This is a genomic window from Pseudoxanthomonas sp. SE1 (assembly GCF_029542205.1).
Classification (GTDB): Bacteria; Pseudomonadota; Gammaproteobacteria; order Xanthomonadales; family Xanthomonadaceae; genus Pseudoxanthomonas_A.
This window is the reverse complement of sequence record NZ_CP113783.1, coordinates 3,995,205-4,011,290: the sequence shown is the minus strand read 5'-3', so window position 1 is coordinate 4,011,290 and position 16,086 is coordinate 3,995,205. Positions and strand designations below refer to the sequence as shown.

Annotated in this window: 12 protein-coding genes; 6 read left to right on the top strand and 6 right to left on the bottom strand. The window is 68.2% G+C overall.

The window, feature by feature from the left end; all coding sequences use genetic code 11:
* The first annotated feature begins 68 nt into the window (after window positions 1-68).
* Entirely contained in the window at window positions 69-515 is a 447-nt protein-coding gene (locus OY559_RS18805; protein ID WP_277727813.1) for a universal stress protein, read from the top strand.
* Between the two features lie 10 nt (window positions 516-525).
* Here the strand turns inward: OY559_RS18805 and OY559_RS18800 are convergent, their stop codons facing one another.
* Complete coding sequence (locus OY559_RS18800) at window positions 526-822, bottom strand: DUF2782 domain-containing protein (RefSeq protein ID WP_277727812.1); 297 nt, start codon at window positions 820-822, stop codon at window positions 526-528.
* 108 nt (window positions 823-930) lie between these two features.
* Here OY559_RS18800 and polA point away from each other — a divergent pair, with 108 nt between their 5' ends.
* On the top strand, window positions 931-3,696 hold the full coding sequence (polA, locus tag OY559_RS18795; RefSeq protein ID WP_277727811.1) for a DNA polymerase I: 2,766 nt from the start codon (window positions 931-933) through the stop codon (window positions 3,694-3,696).
* 367 nt (window positions 3,697-4,063) lie between these two features.
* Window positions 4,064-4,552, top strand: a complete 489-nt coding sequence (locus OY559_RS18790; RefSeq protein ID WP_277727810.1) for a DUF421 domain-containing protein — start codon at window positions 4,064-4,066, stop codon at window positions 4,550-4,552.
* Window positions 4,553-4,724: 172 nt separating this feature from the next.
* Here the strand turns inward: OY559_RS18790 and hemF are convergent, their stop codons facing one another.
* The 3 genes from hemF to OY559_RS18775 are packed head-to-tail and all read right to left on the bottom strand — an operon-like array spanning window position 4,725 to window position 8,584.
* Window positions 4,725-5,654 carry an oxygen-dependent coproporphyrinogen oxidase gene (gene hemF, locus OY559_RS18785; protein WP_277727809.1) on the bottom strand — a complete coding sequence of 310 codons (930 nt, stop codon included), beginning with the start codon at window positions 5,652-5,654 and terminating at the stop codon, window positions 4,725-4,727.
* A 10-nt stretch (window positions 5,655-5,664) separates the two neighbouring features.
* Window positions 5,665-6,237 carry a hypothetical protein gene (locus tag OY559_RS18780; protein ID WP_277727808.1) on the bottom strand — a complete coding sequence of 191 codons (573 nt, stop codon included), beginning with the start codon at window positions 6,235-6,237 and terminating at the stop codon, window positions 5,665-5,667.
* Between the two features lie 4 nt (window positions 6,238-6,241).
* On the bottom strand, window positions 6,242-8,584 hold the full coding sequence (locus OY559_RS18775) for a S9 family peptidase (RefSeq protein ID WP_277730063.1): 2,343 nt from the start codon (window positions 8,582-8,584) through the stop codon (window positions 6,242-6,244).
* A gap of 186 nt (window positions 8,585-8,770) precedes the next feature.
* Here OY559_RS18775 and OY559_RS18770 point away from each other — a divergent pair, with 186 nt between their 5' ends.
* Both OY559_RS18770 and OY559_RS18765 read left to right on the top strand, forming a co-directional pair.
* On the top strand, window positions 8,771-9,028 hold the full coding sequence (locus OY559_RS18770; RefSeq protein ID WP_277727807.1) for a YcgL domain-containing protein: 258 nt from the start codon (window positions 8,771-8,773) through the stop codon (window positions 9,026-9,028).
* Window positions 9,021-12,317, top strand: a complete 3,297-nt coding sequence (locus OY559_RS18765; protein ID WP_277727806.1) for an ankyrin repeat domain-containing protein — start codon at window positions 9,021-9,023, stop codon at window positions 12,315-12,317. Before OY559_RS18770 ends, OY559_RS18765 begins: the two co-directional genes overlap by 8 nt.
* Here OY559_RS18765 and OY559_RS18760 read toward each other — a convergent pair.
* Entirely contained in the window at window positions 12,314-14,110 is a 1,797-nt protein-coding gene (locus tag OY559_RS18760; protein ID WP_277727805.1) for a monovalent cation:proton antiporter-2 (CPA2) family protein, read from the bottom strand. The two genes, OY559_RS18765 and OY559_RS18760, sit on opposite strands and share 4 nt — an antisense overlap.
* 77 nt (window positions 14,111-14,187) lie before the next feature.
* Here OY559_RS18760 and OY559_RS18755 point away from each other — a divergent pair, with 77 nt between their 5' ends.
* Window positions 14,188-15,051, top strand: a complete 864-nt coding sequence (locus OY559_RS18755) for an energy transducer TonB (RefSeq protein ID WP_277727804.1) — start codon at window positions 14,188-14,190, stop codon at window positions 15,049-15,051.
* Between the two features lie 145 nt (window positions 15,052-15,196).
* Here the strand turns inward: OY559_RS18755 and OY559_RS18750 are convergent, their stop codons facing one another.
* Window positions 15,197-16,066: a DUF2306 domain-containing protein gene (locus OY559_RS18750; RefSeq protein ID WP_277727802.1), complete on the bottom strand. Its 870-nt coding sequence runs from the start codon at window positions 16,064-16,066 to the stop codon at window positions 15,197-15,199.
* Window positions 16,067-16,086: the final 20 nt, after the last annotated feature.

Sequence of the window (16,086 nt, the reverse complement as noted above, 5' to 3'; positions counted from 1 at the left end):
ATCCAGATCACGGCGCACTAAGCCCATCGGGCGTGTAATGGCCGCACCCCATCATCACGAGGTGCGGCATGTACCGGCATATCCTGATTGCGACCGACGGCTCCGAACTGGCAGGCAAGGGCGTGGAACATGGTCTGGCGCTGGCGACGCGCCTGCAGGCCAGGGCGACCGTGTTGACCGTCAGCGAACCCATCAATACCGGCTTCGACGACGGCCTGGGCTGGAGTGCAATGGGGACCTCGCTCCCCGAATTCCAGGCGGCCCGGGAGGAGGCGGCACGCAAGGTGCTGGACGCGGCGGCTGCACAGGCGGCCACGCATGGCGTGGAGGCGCAGTGCCTGCACGTGACCGACCGGTACGCGGCGGAAGCCATCGTCGAAACCGCCGAGCGCCAAGGCTGCGACCTGATCGTCATGGCCTCGCATGGCCGGCGCGCGCTGGGACGCCTGTTGCTGGGCAGCCAGACCAGCGAAGTGCTGGCTCGCTGCGGCGTACCGGTGCTGGTGATCCGCTGAGTGCGGGGTCTCACCAGCCGTAGAGCTTCCAGTACACCGGCGAGATGTCGCTGTTGTCCTTGCTCTTGTCCAAGCGGCCGTCACCGTCGGAGTCGTACAGGTAGTACGCCGCCCCACGCGACGGCGTCACCTTGACCATGCGCAGGTTGCCGGCCACGCGGTATTCCTCGATCACGTCGCCGTTCTTCTCGGTGCGCACCGCGACCTGCGCGTTGGCCAGGTCCACCATGTTGGCGGGATCGCTGGCGGTCGAGGCACAGCCGGCCATCGCCAACAGGCAGGACAACGGCAGGGCAAAGGTCGTCATGCGGTTCATCGTGGCGTCCGGTCGGGGGAGAATGACGGCCCGATTATGCGCCCAATGCGACGGTGCGCGCGTGACGCCGTGCGCAGGAGCGGGGCGTAGAATGCCCGCATGACACGACTCGTACTGATCGACGGCTCCAGCTACCTGTTCCGCGCATTCCACGCGCTGCCTCCGCTGACCAACGCCGGGGGCGAGCCCACCGGCGCCCTGTTCGGCGTGGTGAACATGCTGCGCGCCACGCTGAAGGAAAAGCCCGACTACGTAGCCTTCGTGCTCGATGCCAGCGGCCCGACCTTCCGCGACGAACTCTATCCGGATTACAAGGCCAACCGCCCGCCCATGCCGGAAGAGCTGCGCGCGCAGGTGGAGCCGATGATCCGCATCGTGCAGGCGCTGGGTTTCCCGCTGCTGCGTGTCGACGGTGTGGAAGCGGACGATGTGATCGGCACGCTTGCGCTGCAGGGCGCGGCACAGGGCATGGAGGTCACCATCTCCACCAGCGACAAGGACTTCGCGCAGCTGGTGCGTCCCGGCGTTGCGCTGGTCAATACGATGAGCGGCAGCCGGCTGGATTCCACCGAGGCAGTGGTGGAGAAGTTCGGCGTGCGGCCGGAGCAGATCGTCGACTTCCTTGCCCTGATGGGCGACGCCGTGGACAACGTGCCGGGCGTTGAGAAGTGCGGGCCCAAGACCGCCGCCAAATGGCTGGCCGAATACGGCACGCTGGGCGCGATCATCGACCGGGCCGATGAGATCAAGGGCAAGATCGGCGACAACCTGCGCGCGGCCCTGCCTCGCCTGCCGCTGAATCGCGATCTGGTCACCATCAAGACCGATGTGGCGCTGGACGGCGGGCCGGAGACGCTGCCGTTGCGCGAACGGCATGTGGACGAGCTGCGCGAACTGTACGCGCGCTACGGCTTCAACCAGGCGCTGAAGGAGCTCGAGGGCGGGACGGTCGACACCTCCGCCGTGGCGGAGAAGGAACCGGGTCGCGCGCGCGGCACCGGTCGCGTGGCCGCGATGTCCACGGACGATGCGGCCATCGATGCGTCGCTGGGGGTTGCGGGCGAATACACGGCGGTGACGGAGCCAGCGCAGCTGGAGGCGCTGGTAACGCAGCTGCAGCAGGCGGATGAGTTCGCGTTCGATACCGAAACCGACAGCCTCGACCCGATGCGCGCGAACCTGGTCGGCCTGAGCTTCGCCACCGAACCCGGCAAGGCGGTCTACGTCCCTGTGGGACACGACTATCCCGGCGCGCCGCCGCAGCTCGGCCGCGAAGCGGTGCTTGCCGCGCTCGCGCCGGTGTTCGCCGATGCAGGCCGGCGCAAGCTGGGCCAGCACGGCAAGTACGATCTGCACGTGCTGCGCCGCCACGGCGTGGACGTGCAGGGCTATGCCGACGACACGATGCTGGAGAGCTTCGTACTGAATGCCGGCAGCAACCGGCACGACATGGACACGCTTGCCAAGCGCTGGCTGGGCTACGACACCGTCAAGTACGAGGATGTCGCCGGCAAGGGCGCCAAGCAGATCCTGTTCTCGCAGGTGGCCATCGACGACGCCACCCGCTACGCCGCCGAAGACGCCGACATCACCCTGCGCCTGCATCGCGCGCTGGCGCCGAAGCTGGCCGCGGAGCCGGGCCTTGAAAGCGTCTACCGCGATATCGAGATGCCGCTGGTGCCGGTGCTGGCACGCATCGAGGCGAACGGCGTGATGATCGACGGCGACGAACTGCGCCGGCAGAGCGCAGACCTGTCCAAGCGCATGTTGGCCGCGCAGCAGAAGGCGACCGAGCTGGCGGGCCGCACCTTCAATCTCGATTCGCCCAAGCAGCTGCAGGCGCTGCTGTTCGACGAACTCAAGCTTCCGGTGCTGGTGAAGACACCGACCGGCCAGCCCAGCACCAACGAGGAGGCGCTGGAGGCCATCGCCGACCAGCACGAGTTGCCGCGCGTGATCCTGGAGTACCGTGGCTTGGCCAAGCTCCGCAGCACCTATACCGACAAGCTGCCGGAGATGGTCAATCCCGACACCGGTCGCGTGCATACCAGCTACCACCAGGCCGGTGCGGCGACCGGACGGCTGTCATCCACCGATCCCAACCTGCAGAACATCCCGATCCGTACCGACGATGGCCGCCGCATCCGCAAGGCCTTCGTTGCGCCGCCGGGTCGCAAGCTGGTGGCCTGCGACTACTCGCAGATCGAGTTGCGCATCATGGCGCACCTGTCGCAGGACCCGGGGCTGGTGCGCGCGTTCGAATCCGGCGCCGACATCCACAAGGCGACGGCGGCGGAAGTGTTCGGGCGCAAGCTCGACGAGGTGACCGGCAACGAGCGTCGCGCCGCCAAGGCGATCAACTTCGGCCTGATGTACGGCATGAGCGCCTTCGGCCTGGCACGCCAGCTGGGCATCGGTCGGGGTGAGGCGCAGGACTACATCGCGCTGTACTTCAGCCGCTACCCGGGCGTGCGCGACTACATGGAACGTACCCGCCAGCAGGCGCGCGAACACGGCTATGTCGAAACCGTCTTCGGCCGCCGCCTGTACCTGGAGTACATCAACAAGGGCACGCAGGGCCAGCGTGCCGGTGCCGAGCGCGCGGCGATCAATGCGCCGATGCAGGGCACGGCGGCGGACATCATCAAGCGCGCGATGATCGGCGTGGATGCGTGGCTTGCGGATCACCGCGACCAGGCGCTGATGATCCTGCAGGTGCACGACGAACTGGTGTTCGAAGCCGACGCCGGCTTCGTGCCGACTTTGCTGAAAGAGGCGACAGCGCGGATGGCGGCCGCAGCGCAACTGAGCGTTCCGCTGGTGGTCGACAGCGGGGTCGGTGACAACTGGGAAGAGGCCCACTGAGCGGGTCTGGAAACGGTTTTCCTTCCGGAACATGGACTTGCAAAAGGTTCAGGAAAACCCTGTCAGGTACATTTGTATACTGGCGAGTTCAATAAACTGAATTCCTCCTGAATCTTACGGTTTTTTAACCGGAATCTTCACGAACCATCCATGTGCGGAGTGGTCATATAGCCCGTGACAGATGCAACGTCTGTCACTGATCTCTCCCATCCCCTGGAGCGATCTCCCCCGGAGCGACGACCCCTCCCCAGGTCCCGCTCCCCTGGCCCCGCCGATCTCCCCCTGGTCTGCGGGGCTTTTTATTGCCTGTCGTTTGCCCTCGCCGCCTGCGTTACCGTGCGCGCTATCCATCGCCACCGGGTGACGCATGAACGCAACGTTCGCCGAGATGCTCCAACTGGCCATGCCGTGGTGGGCGTTCGTGCTGAGGGCCTGCGTGGTGTACTTCCTCCTGCTGGCGATGATCCGCATGACCGGCAAGCGCACGATGGGCCAGTTCACGCCCTTCGACATGCTGCTGGTGGTCCTGCTGGGCAATGCCGTGCAGAACGCGCTGCTCGGCGCCGACACGTCGGTGGGGGGAGGCCTGCTGCTCGCGGCCACGCTGATCGCGTTGAACTGGATCGTGGGCCTGGTGTCGGCGCGTTCGCCGAAGGTGGAGCGCTGGGTGGAGGGTGCGCCGGTACTGCTGGCGCGCGACGGGCAGGTCTATCGCGACGTGTTGCGCCGCGAGCTGATCAGCCGGGAGGATTTCGAAAAGGCGATGCGCGAAGCCGGCTGCCTGGACATGGCCGACATCCGGTTGGCGGTACTGGAGAACAACGGGCGCATCACGGTGGTAGGCAGGCAAGCGTAGCGCCATGTAGGAGCGACGTGAGTCGCGACCGCATGCCATCCGGTGCGTGGGGGTTCCGCCGGCGCACGCGGGTCAAACATTCCCTGTTTGCCGCGCGGTGCGGGTGAGAGAAACGTCAACGACGTTTCATTTCTGCGGTCGCGACTGACGTCGCTCCTACAGGGAAGCCATCTCAGGCAGGGTCGGCCAGCCAGTCGCGCGGCCGCAGGTAGTCGAGCAGCCGTTGCTCGTCGCTGCCGTCTTCCGGCACATAGCCGTACTCCCAGCGCACCAGGGGAGGCAGGCTCATCAGGATGGACTCGGCACGCCCACCGCTCTGCAGGCCGAACAGCGTGCCGCGGTCGTAGACCAGGTTGAACTCGACGTAGCGGCCGCGCCGATACAGCTGGAACTGCCGCTCGCGTTCGCCATAGGGCGTGTCCTTGCGGCGGGCGACGATCGGCAGGTAGGCATCGAGGAAACCGTCACCGACGGCGCGCAGGTAGCCGAAGTCGCGCTCGAAATCCTCGCTCTGGTCGTCGAAGAACAGACCGCCCACGCCGCGCGTCTCATTGCGGTGCTTGAGGAAGAAGTACTCGTCGCACCACTGCTTGTGTGCGTCGTAGCGTGCCTGTCCACCGAACGGTTCGCACAGGTCGCGCGCGGTCCGGTGCCAATGGTGTACGTCTTCGTCGACCGGATAGAACGGGGTCAGGTCGAAGCCGCCGCCGAACCACCATGCGACGGTTTCGCCATCGCGTTGGGCGCGGAAGTGGCGCACGTTCGCATGCGTGGTGGGCAGATGGGGATTGCGCGGATGGAACACCAGCGACACTCCGACCGCGCGCCATGAGGCGCCTGCAAGTTCAGGCCGGTGCGCGGAGGCCGAAGGCGGCAACCGGTCGCCGGAGACATCGGAGAAGCCGATGCCCGCCTGCTCGAATACCGCGCCGTCGCGCAGCACGCGGGTGCGGCCGCCGCCGCGGATCGGCGACACATCGCCCGGTGGGCGCGTCCACGCGTCCTCGCGGAAGCGTGCGCTGCCGTCGGCGGCCTCGATGGCGGCGCAGATGCGATCCTGCAGGTCGGTCAGATAGTCGCGGACGGTGGTGATGTGATTCATGCCGCGCATTCTACCGGGGCGTCCGGATTATCCCGAATTCCGTCCGCACGTCGCGCCTGCAGAGCTGCCAGACCACCAGCCCGTGCAGCAAGGCGAACACGAGCGCACTTGCCCACAGCGTTGCCAGCGTCAGCATGCGCAGCGCCGCAAGCTCGGCCTTCGCCTGTTCGAGCTCCGGTTGGGAAGGCAAGGCTTGCACCCAGGAGAACGTGGCGTCGATGGCTGCGATGCCGGCGAAATTGACGGCCGCGCCCAGCACCATGAAGGTCACGAAACCCCACCAGCCCCAGGCCCGGCGACGCAGCAGCCCCACCGACACAATGAGGAAGGCGATGCAGATGGCCAGGAAGCCCGCGGCGATCGTTGGCAGATGCGTCAGCACCCACGACACCGGCCCTGGGATCGGTTGCGTTGCGAGGAAGCCCAGCACCGCATCGGTATCCAGCTGACCCAGCAGGATCCATGCCGCGATGACCTGCATCGCGGCGTACAGCGTGGCGACGATGCCGATTGCGATGGACACCTTCGCCGTGACGGTGACGAAGGCCGACCCTGCGGCACTGGCCGGCGCGGCGGATGCCATGGCTTTACTTCAGGTTCTGCTCGAACAGCTTGAGCACGCGCTTGTACTCGTCCAGCCACGAGTCCGACCGCGTGAAGCCGTGGCGTTCCAGCGGATACGCCGCCAGTTCCCAGTTGTCCTTGCGCAGTTCGATCAGCTTCTGCGTCAACACCACGGAGTCCTTGAAGAACACGTTGTCGTCGATCATGCCGTGCGCGATCAGCAGGTGGTCCTGCAGGCCGGCGGCGTATTCGATCGGCGACGAGGTGCGGTAGGCCTCGGGGTCCAGCTCCGGCGTGTTGAGGATGTTGCTGGTGTACTCGTGGTTGTACTGCGTCCAGTCCACGACGGGTCGCAGCGCGGCGCCGGCCTTGAACGTGCCGGGCTCACGGAACAGCGCCATGAACGTCATGAAGCCGCCGTAGCTGCCACCGTAGACGCCGGCGCGATCGCGGTCGCCCTGCTTCTGCTCGACCAGCCAATCCAGGCCGTCGAGATAGTCCTCGAGTTCCGGATGGCCCATGTTGCGGTAGATCGCGGTGCGCCAGTCGCGGCCGTAGCCCTCGCTGGCCCGGTAGTCCAGGTCGAGCACGATGTAGCCGCGTTCCACCAGCAGGTGGTGGAACATCTGCTCGCGGAAGTAGTTGGGGTAGCGCGCGGTGACGTTCTGCAGGTAGCCGGCGCCGTGCACGAACATGACGATGGGGTAGCGCTTGCCGGGTTCCATCGTCTTCGGGCCGTAGTACTTGCCCCAGACCATGCCGGCGCCGTGCTTGGATGGCACCTGCACGTACTGCGGTTCGATCCACTCGCGCGCCTTGAACGCCGCGCTGCGGGTGTCGGTAAGCAGCTTCGGCGCACCACCGTCCACGCCCACGACGGACAGTTGTGCCGGCGTGTAGCTGCGCGAGTGCCGGACCAGCAGCTGGCGACCGTCCGGCGATGCGCTGAAACTCTCCACGCCGTCGAGCGCGGTGACCTCGCGCAGCTGGTCACTGGCGAGGTCGAGCTTGCAGACCTCGTAGTCGCCCGGCCAGGCGCGGTTGCAGAGGAACAGGAAACCGTTGCCATCCGGTGCGACCTCCGGCTCGGAGACTTCCCATTTGCCCGCCGTGCGTGCGCGGAATTTCCCGCTGCCGGTGGCGGTATAGAGGTGCGAATAGCCGGATTCTTCCGACAGCAGCCACAGCGTGCGGTTGTCCGGCAGCCAGCCGAACTGGTTGAAACCCCAGTTCACCCACGCGGCGTCGGTCAGGCGGTGGCGCGGCTGCAGCGTGGCGCCGGGCAGGTCGACAGTGGCGATCCAGCGGTCCTTGTTGTCCACTGCATGGATCTGCACGGCGGCCTGCGTGCCGTCGTTCGTCCACGCCACGGCGCTGCCGTCGCTGTCGTTCTCCACGCGTACGTCGCGGTTGCCTTTCAACGGGTCCTTGCCGGCCGCTTTGCGCAGCGCCGCCAGCGGGTCCTTGTCGATACCGGGCAGCGGATCGAAGGCGAGCGGCTTCACACTGCCGTCGGCCAGATCCACGCGCCACAGCGCGTGCGGCAGCGGCGCGTTGCGGCCGACGCGGGTGCGCACGTCCTGGAATTCCTCGTAGCCGGACTCGGTGACGTACTTGGGCATCTTGCCGCCCTGTCCGGCATCGGCGCCCTTCTTGCGCGTCACCACCAGCAGCCAGCGGCCGTTCGGCGACAGCGAGCTGGATTCGATCTCGACATCGGGGCCCAGGTACACCGGCGCCGGTGCGCGGGTGGGATCGGCCTTGCGCCAGGCCTCGGCCTGCTTCTGCGCGGCCTCGCGCTGGGCGCGGTCGTCCGCGAGCGTGCGGATCGTCCGCAGCTGCTGTTCGCGCAGGGCGTCGGCCTTCGGCGGGGCAAGCGGATCGCGTTCCGTCTTCAGCTCGGCGACGGTGGTCGTGCCGGGGCCTGCGGCCCAGCGGTACCACGTGTTGCCCGCGCGCCAGATCACGGCGCCGTCATGGGCGAAGCGTGCCTGCTGTTCGGCCTCGTTGGTCCGGGTGACCTGCGCAAGCGCGCCGCTGCGCAGGTCGCGCACGAACAGGTCGCTGTTGCGCGACAGCAGCATGCGCTGGCGGGTCGCGTCGTAGACGGGGTTGCCGGCATCGAGCCGGGCGCGCTGATCATCGGCGATACGCCGCGCGGCGCTGCCGTCGAGTGCCTGCTCGAAGGTGTCGCGCACCACGCTGGCGTCGCGCTTGAGTTCGTACTGCACCTGCTTGCCGTCCCATGCCCACCACGCGCGCTCGACAGGGGGGCCGATCCAATCCGGCTCGGCCATCGCCTGTTCGATCGTCAACGGCGCGGACGTCTGGGCGTGCGCCGCGGGGGCGAGGGCGAGCGGCAGCAGCAAGGCGAGCAGGGCAGGGCGCATCGGGCATCCGTTAGTGCGAGGTGAAGGGGCGAAGATTACCAGCCCTGCCGCACGGTTCCGGCCGCCGATGGTCACGTCCGGCGTGAACGCGCGCGGGTTTCGCGCATAAGGCATTTCCCGCACAATCCCTGCTTGTCCACTCGCGGGGCGCGATACGCGCGAATGCAAGCCTACGTCTACAAGACCGAGCGCAAGGCCGACACCTTCGTCTACCTGGCGAAGCGCGACGACTTCACCCTCGTGCCCGAGCCGCTGCGTACCCAACTGGGGCCCCTTTCGTTCGTGCTGGAAGTGGCGTTGACGCCGGACCGCAAGCTGGCGCGCGAAGATGCCGGCGTGGTGCGCGAGAACCTGACCGCGCGCGGCTTCCATATCCAGTTCCCGCCCCAGGCCGATCCCACTGTTCGCCCCGATGCCTGATTTCCGGCTGCAGCCCCGTCCTGTCGCCCTGGTCGCCTTGCTGGCGGGCCTGCTGCTGGCCGGTGTCGGCGGATGGGCAGGCGGGATTTCCGCGGCCGTGGCGGCATGGCTGGCGCAGCCAGCCGTCGCGCTGGGCGTGTCGTGGCTGCGCGGCACCCGCGTGCTGGCGCCCTCGCGTGCCTGGCGTGAGGACGTGCCGGCCTTGATGCTGGCCTGGGCGGTCGCGTTCGCGGGTACGGCCCTGCTGCTGGCGTGGCCGCTGGCCTCGTTGCGCGACAGTGGCAGCCTGCCGGCCGCGCTGGGCGTCAGCGCGGTGGTGGGGGCAGTGATCGTCGCGCTGTGGCGGACGTGGCCTCTCTGGCACGGCCTGGAGCGTGATGGCGGCGCCCTGTCCGCGCATTGGCGTGGCCTGGTCGAACGCGACTTCCACGCGTGGCGCGGTCTGGCCGTGGCCACGCTGTTGACGCTTGCCGTGGCCGGTGGCCTTTCCCTGGCGTGGACGGACCTGGTGCCGGATGCGGCGCGTACCGGTGCCGCCGTGGCGTATGCACTGCTGTTGCCGCTCGTGCACTGGGGGGTGCAACGGCTGGACGGAGCCGGCGTGCTGGCCGTCGTGGAAATGCCTGGAAGCGAGGCCGATGCCTTCCACGCGACGGTCGAGGAGGAAGCACCCGGACATGCCCTGGACCTGGAGCAGGCGTTGTTCGATGCCGCCCGCACCGGGCGCGTGGACCGCGCGCTGGAACTGCTCGAAGCCGGCGCGGATCCGCATGCGTTGCCGGCGGAAGGCTCGCGCGACCAGCGCAGTCTCGGCGCGCTGGCGGCCGTGCTGCCCGACCTGCGCCTGCTACGCACGCTGATCGCGCATGGCGTGGACCTCAACCATGCCCATGCCGGCGTGACGCCGCTGCTGGCCGCCACGCGCGACAGCTGGCATGGCCGCCCGGACGCGGTCACCACGCTGCTGGCCAATGGCGCCGATCCGCGCATCGCCGACGCGGATGGCAACACACCGCTGCATCACGCCGCCCGCAGCTCCGATCCCGGCGTGGTCGCGCTGCTGCGCGACGCTGCCGCGGAACTGGATGCCTTGAACCATGACGGCCTCACTCCGTTGGGCGTCGCCTGTGTCGCCGGCAACTGGCGGCTGGCGAAATTCCTGCTGGAGCGCGGCGCGCGTCCGGATCCGCAGGGCGGGCAACCCGTGCTGCTGGCGGCGGCCTCGACCGAGGAAGACGATCCTGCCGGCGTGCAGTTGCTCCTCAAGCACAAGGCGAAGGTGGATGCGCGCGATGCCCAGCGCCGCAGCGCACTGCACGAAGGCGCGTATGCTGGCCATGCGGAAATCGCGGCATCGCTGCTGGCGGCAGGTGCCGACGTGCATGCGCGTGATGCACAGCAGCGCACGCCATGGCTGGAAGCCGCGCGCGGCGGACATCTGGGCGTGCTCGAGAAGCTCGCCGAGGCGGGCGCCGACCGGCAGGCCGTCGACGCGGATCGCCGGAACGCACTGATGCTGGCATGCGCCGCCGAGCATGCTTCGCCGGCGCTGGTGCGCCGGCTGCGGGAATGGGGCATCGATCCCGAGGCCACCGACGCCCTGGACCGGCGCGCGGTCGATCTCGCCGCCGAAGCGGGGCGCTGGGCGTTGGTCTCGGCGCTGGACCCCGGCTATGCCTTGCCCACCGCCGTGGCGACGGCGGACGACGAAACCCCACCCGACCGCGCGCCGGCCGCCCTGCTGCGCGAGGGCCTGGCGAGCGGCCAGGTGGAGGGCATGGAGGCGCTGGCGCGCCTGAGCTCGCGTGATGAGCTCGGTGCGCTGCTGCACGACGCCGAGATGCAGCGTCCGACGCGTCTGGCATGGTTGCTGAGGCAGGGCGCCGATCCTGAGTATCGCAATGCGCATGGCGACACCATCGCGTTCGCATTGCTGTCGCAGGGGCCGGCGGGCATGCCCGCGTTGGCGACATTGCTTGCGCGTGCGGTTTCGCCGGCCGGTGCCGGGGGCCTGGCGCGCTTCATGGCAGCCTGTGCGTCGGACGATCAGGCCGCGAGGACGCTGGAATCCTGTGCGCTGGACCTGCTCGAGCGTGGCGCCGACCCGTTCGCCCCCTCCCCGCAAGGCGATCCTGCGCTCTCGCTGGCGGTGCGCCTGGGTTGGCAGCGCGTGCTCGACCGGCTGCTGGATATCGGCGTGGACCGCGAGGCGCGCGACAGCCACGGCATGACCGCGTTGCACCTGGCGGCGGTACTCGGCCGCGAGACCGCTCTGAAACACCTCATCGCCAAGGGTGCGTCGCCCGAGTCGCGCGCCGCCGATGGCCAGACCCCGCTGGGTGTCGCGCTGGCTTGCGGGCGCCGTGACCTGGCCGACTGGCTGGACTGGCGCATCTGGTCGCTGCCGCGTCGCGCGTTGCGTCCCGCCGACCTGCCGGCGGCGGCCATGGCAGGCGATCGCGATGCGGTGCGACGGTTGCTGGATCTCGGCTTCGACGTGGACTCGCCCGACGCCCAGGGCTGCACCGCATTGCTGCGTGCCGCCGGTGGTGGATTCACGCCCACGGTGGAACTGCTGCTCGCGCGTGGCGCCGATGCGCAGCGTGCCGCCAATACCGGTGCGACGCCGCTGTCGGCTGCGGTGAGCATGCGCCAGGCCGACATCGTCAGCGCGTTGCTCGCGGCCGGTGCCGACATCGAATACCGGTTGCCCGGTGGCGTCACCGTGCTGATGCTGGCCGCCGCGCTGGGCCTGCCGGAAATCGTCGCGCGCCTGATCAACGCCGGGGCCAACGTGCATGCCGGCGATGCGCAGGGACTGACGCCACTGCATTGCGCCGCACTGTACGGATTCACCGCGCGCGAGAAGCCGCGCCTGGTGGCGCTGCTCGATACCCTGCTGCTGTCCGGTGCGGAATCCGAGCAGGTCGCGGCAGGGTCGGTGACGCCGCTCCTGTTGCTGCTCGGCTCGCGAGCCGAACCCGGCACCGCCTGCGACGAGGAGGTCGTGCTGGCCGGCCTGGAGCGCCTGCTGGACGAAGACGTTTCGCTCGACGTGCAGGATCCGCGCGGCTTCGGGCCGCTGCACCTGGCGTCGCTGCATGGCCTGTTGCGCGTCGTCAGCCGCCTGCTCCGCGCAGGCGCCGACCCGGAGTTGCGGGATGCATTGAACCGCACGCCGCGCGAGATCGCGGTGATGCGCGGTTTCATCGATGTGGCAGCGGAATTCGTTCCCGCCACGCCGGGCGCGGGCGCTTCGATGGCCCGCTTCCTGCGAGACCGCGGTTAACGCGCGGGCGGCGGGATGTCTTTGCCGGTGGCGTCGGCTTCGAAGAGTTTCTCCAGGTCGCTGATCGCATCGCGCGCGGTCTGGATCACCGCCCCGTCGTCGTCGTACACCAGGTACTGCGCACGCATCAGGCTTTCGTCGTGCTGGCGGAAGCGGCGGGTGTGCTCGGCAGCGGTCTCCGGCGGCATGCCCAGTTCCACCAGCACCTGCTGCGCCATCTCCAGGCTCGATCCCAGGGTTTCGCGGTAGGCCTCCGCGCTCAGGTCCATCAGGCGCCACGCATGCTGCCGGTTGCGCGCGCGCGCCAGCACGCGCGCCTCGGGGAACATGCGCCGGATCAGCCGCGTCGCCTTGATGTTGGTGTCGGGGTCGTCCATCGCCACCACGAAGACCTTCACGTGCTGCGCGCCGGCCGACCGGAGCAGATCGGGACGCGTCGGATCGCCGTAGTACAGCCGGATGTTGCCGAACCGCCGCAGCGTATCCACGGTCTCGGAGCTGTTCTCCAGCGCGACGAACGGGATGCGCTGCGCCGTGAGCAGGCGCGCGACGATCTGGCCGAACCGGCCCATGCCGGCGATCAGCACTTTCGGCTGCTCGTCCGGAATGTCATCGAACGCACGCGCCGACGGCCCGGATCGCCGCGCGCGCGCCGGCAGGCGATGCAGGCCCAGCAGCAGCACCGGGGTCAGCGCCATCGAGATGCCCACGATGGCAGTCAGCTGGTTGCGCAGTTCGGCGTCCATCAGGCGCACCCGCGCGGCTTCGCTGAAGACGACGAAGGCGAACTCGCCCCCCAGCCACAGGGTGCCTGCCAGCATCAGCGCGCCACGCGGGTCCAGCCGGCCCGGCCAGCGCCCGACGCAGAACAACAGCGTGAACTTCACCGTCAGCAGGATCAGCACGCCGGCGGTGACCAGTTCCGGCTGCCTCATCACGGCGTCCAGGTCGATGTCCATGCCGACGGCGATGAAGAACAGGCCCAGCAGCAGCCCCTTGAACGGATCGATCTGCGATTCCAGTTCGTGACGGAACTCCGAATCGGACAACAGCACGCCGGCAAGGAACGCGCCAAGGCCGGCGCTGAGGTCGGCCAGTTGCATGAACCACGCGATGCCCAGCACCACCAGCAGCGCAGTGGCGGTGAACACCTCGGGCATGCGGGTACGCGCCACGATGCGGAACAGGTGCCGCAGCAGCAGCCGTCCACCAATGATCACGATGGCGACGGCACCGATGGCATGCAGCACCATGGTCCAGGTCAGCGTTTCGTTCTTGGCGCCGCCCAGCAACGGAATAGCGGCGAGCAGCGGAATGGCGACCAGATCCTGGAACAGCAGGATCGCGAAGCCGAGCCGGCCGTGTTCGGTGGTGAGTTCCTTGTGTTCGGACAGCAGTTGCAGGCTGACGGCCGTGGACGACAGCGCCAGCCCCAGCCCTATCACCAGCGCCGTCTTCCAGTGGTGCTCGAACAGCAGCGCCACCCCGCCCAGCACCAGCGCACTCAGCATCACCTGCAGGCCACCCGCGCCGAACACCGGCTTGCGCATCACCCGCAGGCGCGCCGGCGACAGCTCCAGGCCGATGACGAACAACATCATCACCACCCCGATCTCGGCCGCATCCAGGATGCGCTCGGCGTCCCGCACCAGCGCCAGCCCGTCCGGGCCCAGCACCACACCGGCCACCAGGTACGCCAGCACGGCACCCAGGCCAAAGCGCTTGAACACCGGCACCGCGATCACCGCGGCCAGCAGGAACACCAGCGTCAACTCCAGACCACTACCGTGCATGCGTCACCTCAGGCGGATAGTATGCGGCGGACGGGCCCGGACCGGGCTGCGCGATTCCATCGATCAAGGAGGGGACGATGAAGTATCGGATGATGTGGGGCATCTGCGCTTGCGTGGGGCTGCTCGTTTTCGCGGGTAGCGTGTGGGGGCAGGGCGCCGGTGGCGTGCGCAAGCAGCTCGAAGCCAGCCTGCTGGTGCAAGGCGAAATCACGGTGGACGAGCAGGGCGCGATCGTCGACTACACGCTCAAGGAGCCTGACAAGCTGCCCGCGGACGTGGTCGCCTTCATCCGCGGCAACCTGGCAGGTTGGGCGTTCGATCCGCCGAGGATCGACGGCAAGGCGGTCAGGATCCGCAACGACATGAGCCTGTTGCTGGTGGCGAAGAAGGTGGATGACGACAGCTTCCTCATGCGCGTGCAGGCGGCCAGCTTCTACCCCCAATCCACGGGCGAGGGCTACGAGATCGTCCGCAGGAAGATGGACCCGCCCCGCTATCCGGTAGCGGCGGCACGGGGAGGCGCGCAGGGCACGGTGTATCTGGTGCTCAAGGTCGGTCGCGACGGGCTTGTGCAGGACGTGATCGCCGAACAGGTCAACCTGCGCGTGGTGGCCAGCGAGAACATGATGCGCCAGCTCCGCGAGATGTTCGCGGAGGTATCCATCAATGCCGCCAGGAAATGGCAGTTCACGCCGCCGACGCGCGGTGACGACGTGGGCGCCGAGTTCTGGTCTGTCCGCGTGCCGGTGGATTTCAACATGGGAACGAAGCTGCCGCGCTACGGACGCTGGGTGGGCTACATTCCGGGGCCACGCCAGAAGGCGGGCTGGGTGGATCAGGAACTCGCGGAAATGTCGCCCGAAGCGATGGCGGCGGGTGAGCCTCGCCAATTGGGCAGGGAAGGCCTGCGTCTGCGGACGCTGCTGTCGCAAGGGGGCTGAAAGGGATCCATCAAGGAGGACTCCCTATGCCGCACAGCATGCCATGCCGCATGTTGACGGCGGGGGGATGGTACGTCCGTCGGACAGCACGGTGCGTGTATGCCGGCCCCGCGCTCGGCGGGAAGCCGCCCTCGAGAGGCGGGAATCAACCACCCAGAAGTTGCAGCAGGTGCTTCCCGTACTTCCCGGTAGATGTCGCGGTCACCACGGTCACCGCATACGCAAACACCAGCACCACGGCGGCGAGCACCGCAGCCGCAAGCCATCCCAGGACGCGATGCGCAGCGATGTACTTGTGCTGGTTGCGGATGAAGCATTCCGCGACCAGCAGGTTGGGAACGAAAAACAGGTACAGGATCGCGTAGTCGAACGGACCGCTGGTGTTGCCTGCGCCCATGCCGAGTCCGCCGGTCAGGTCCTTCCATGCGCGGATCTCGAGATCGAACACCCATGAGCCCAGCACCATAGCGAACAGTCTGATCGCCCATGCGCGGTGCAGGTCGAAACGTTTAGCCCGCGCATGCAGGTACGCCATCACCGCACTCAGCATCAGCACTGCGCCCCAGATGGCGAACGCGATGGAGGCGGCCGGGGTATACGCGCCGTGGGTGAGGATGAATGACATGCCGCCAGCGCCCGCCAGGATGCCGGCGGTCACATAGGTCCGCCCCGTCCAGCGATGCACGGCGCGATGGCGGGTGCGGATACGCGCCGACAACAGGATCGGCCACGCCAGCACCAGCACCGTGCCCATGACGAAGTGGACACCGATGCCGATGTTGGCGATCCAGTCGGACACGGTCGGCATCGGCAGGCCGTCCACCAGCGCGCGCCACTGCGCGAAGTTCTTGAACGTCGCCCCGGTGGCCCGGAGCGCGATGTAGGCGCCGAAGGCCAGCAGGCCGATCAGGGTCACGAAACGGAAGACGCGAGCGATGCCGCGGAGCCCTCGTTCCGCGACGGAGGCCGGCGGCGCCCCGGTCCGGTCCATGTGCAGCGTGCCTGGCTCACTCACGGCGTTTCCTTCCTGGGCTG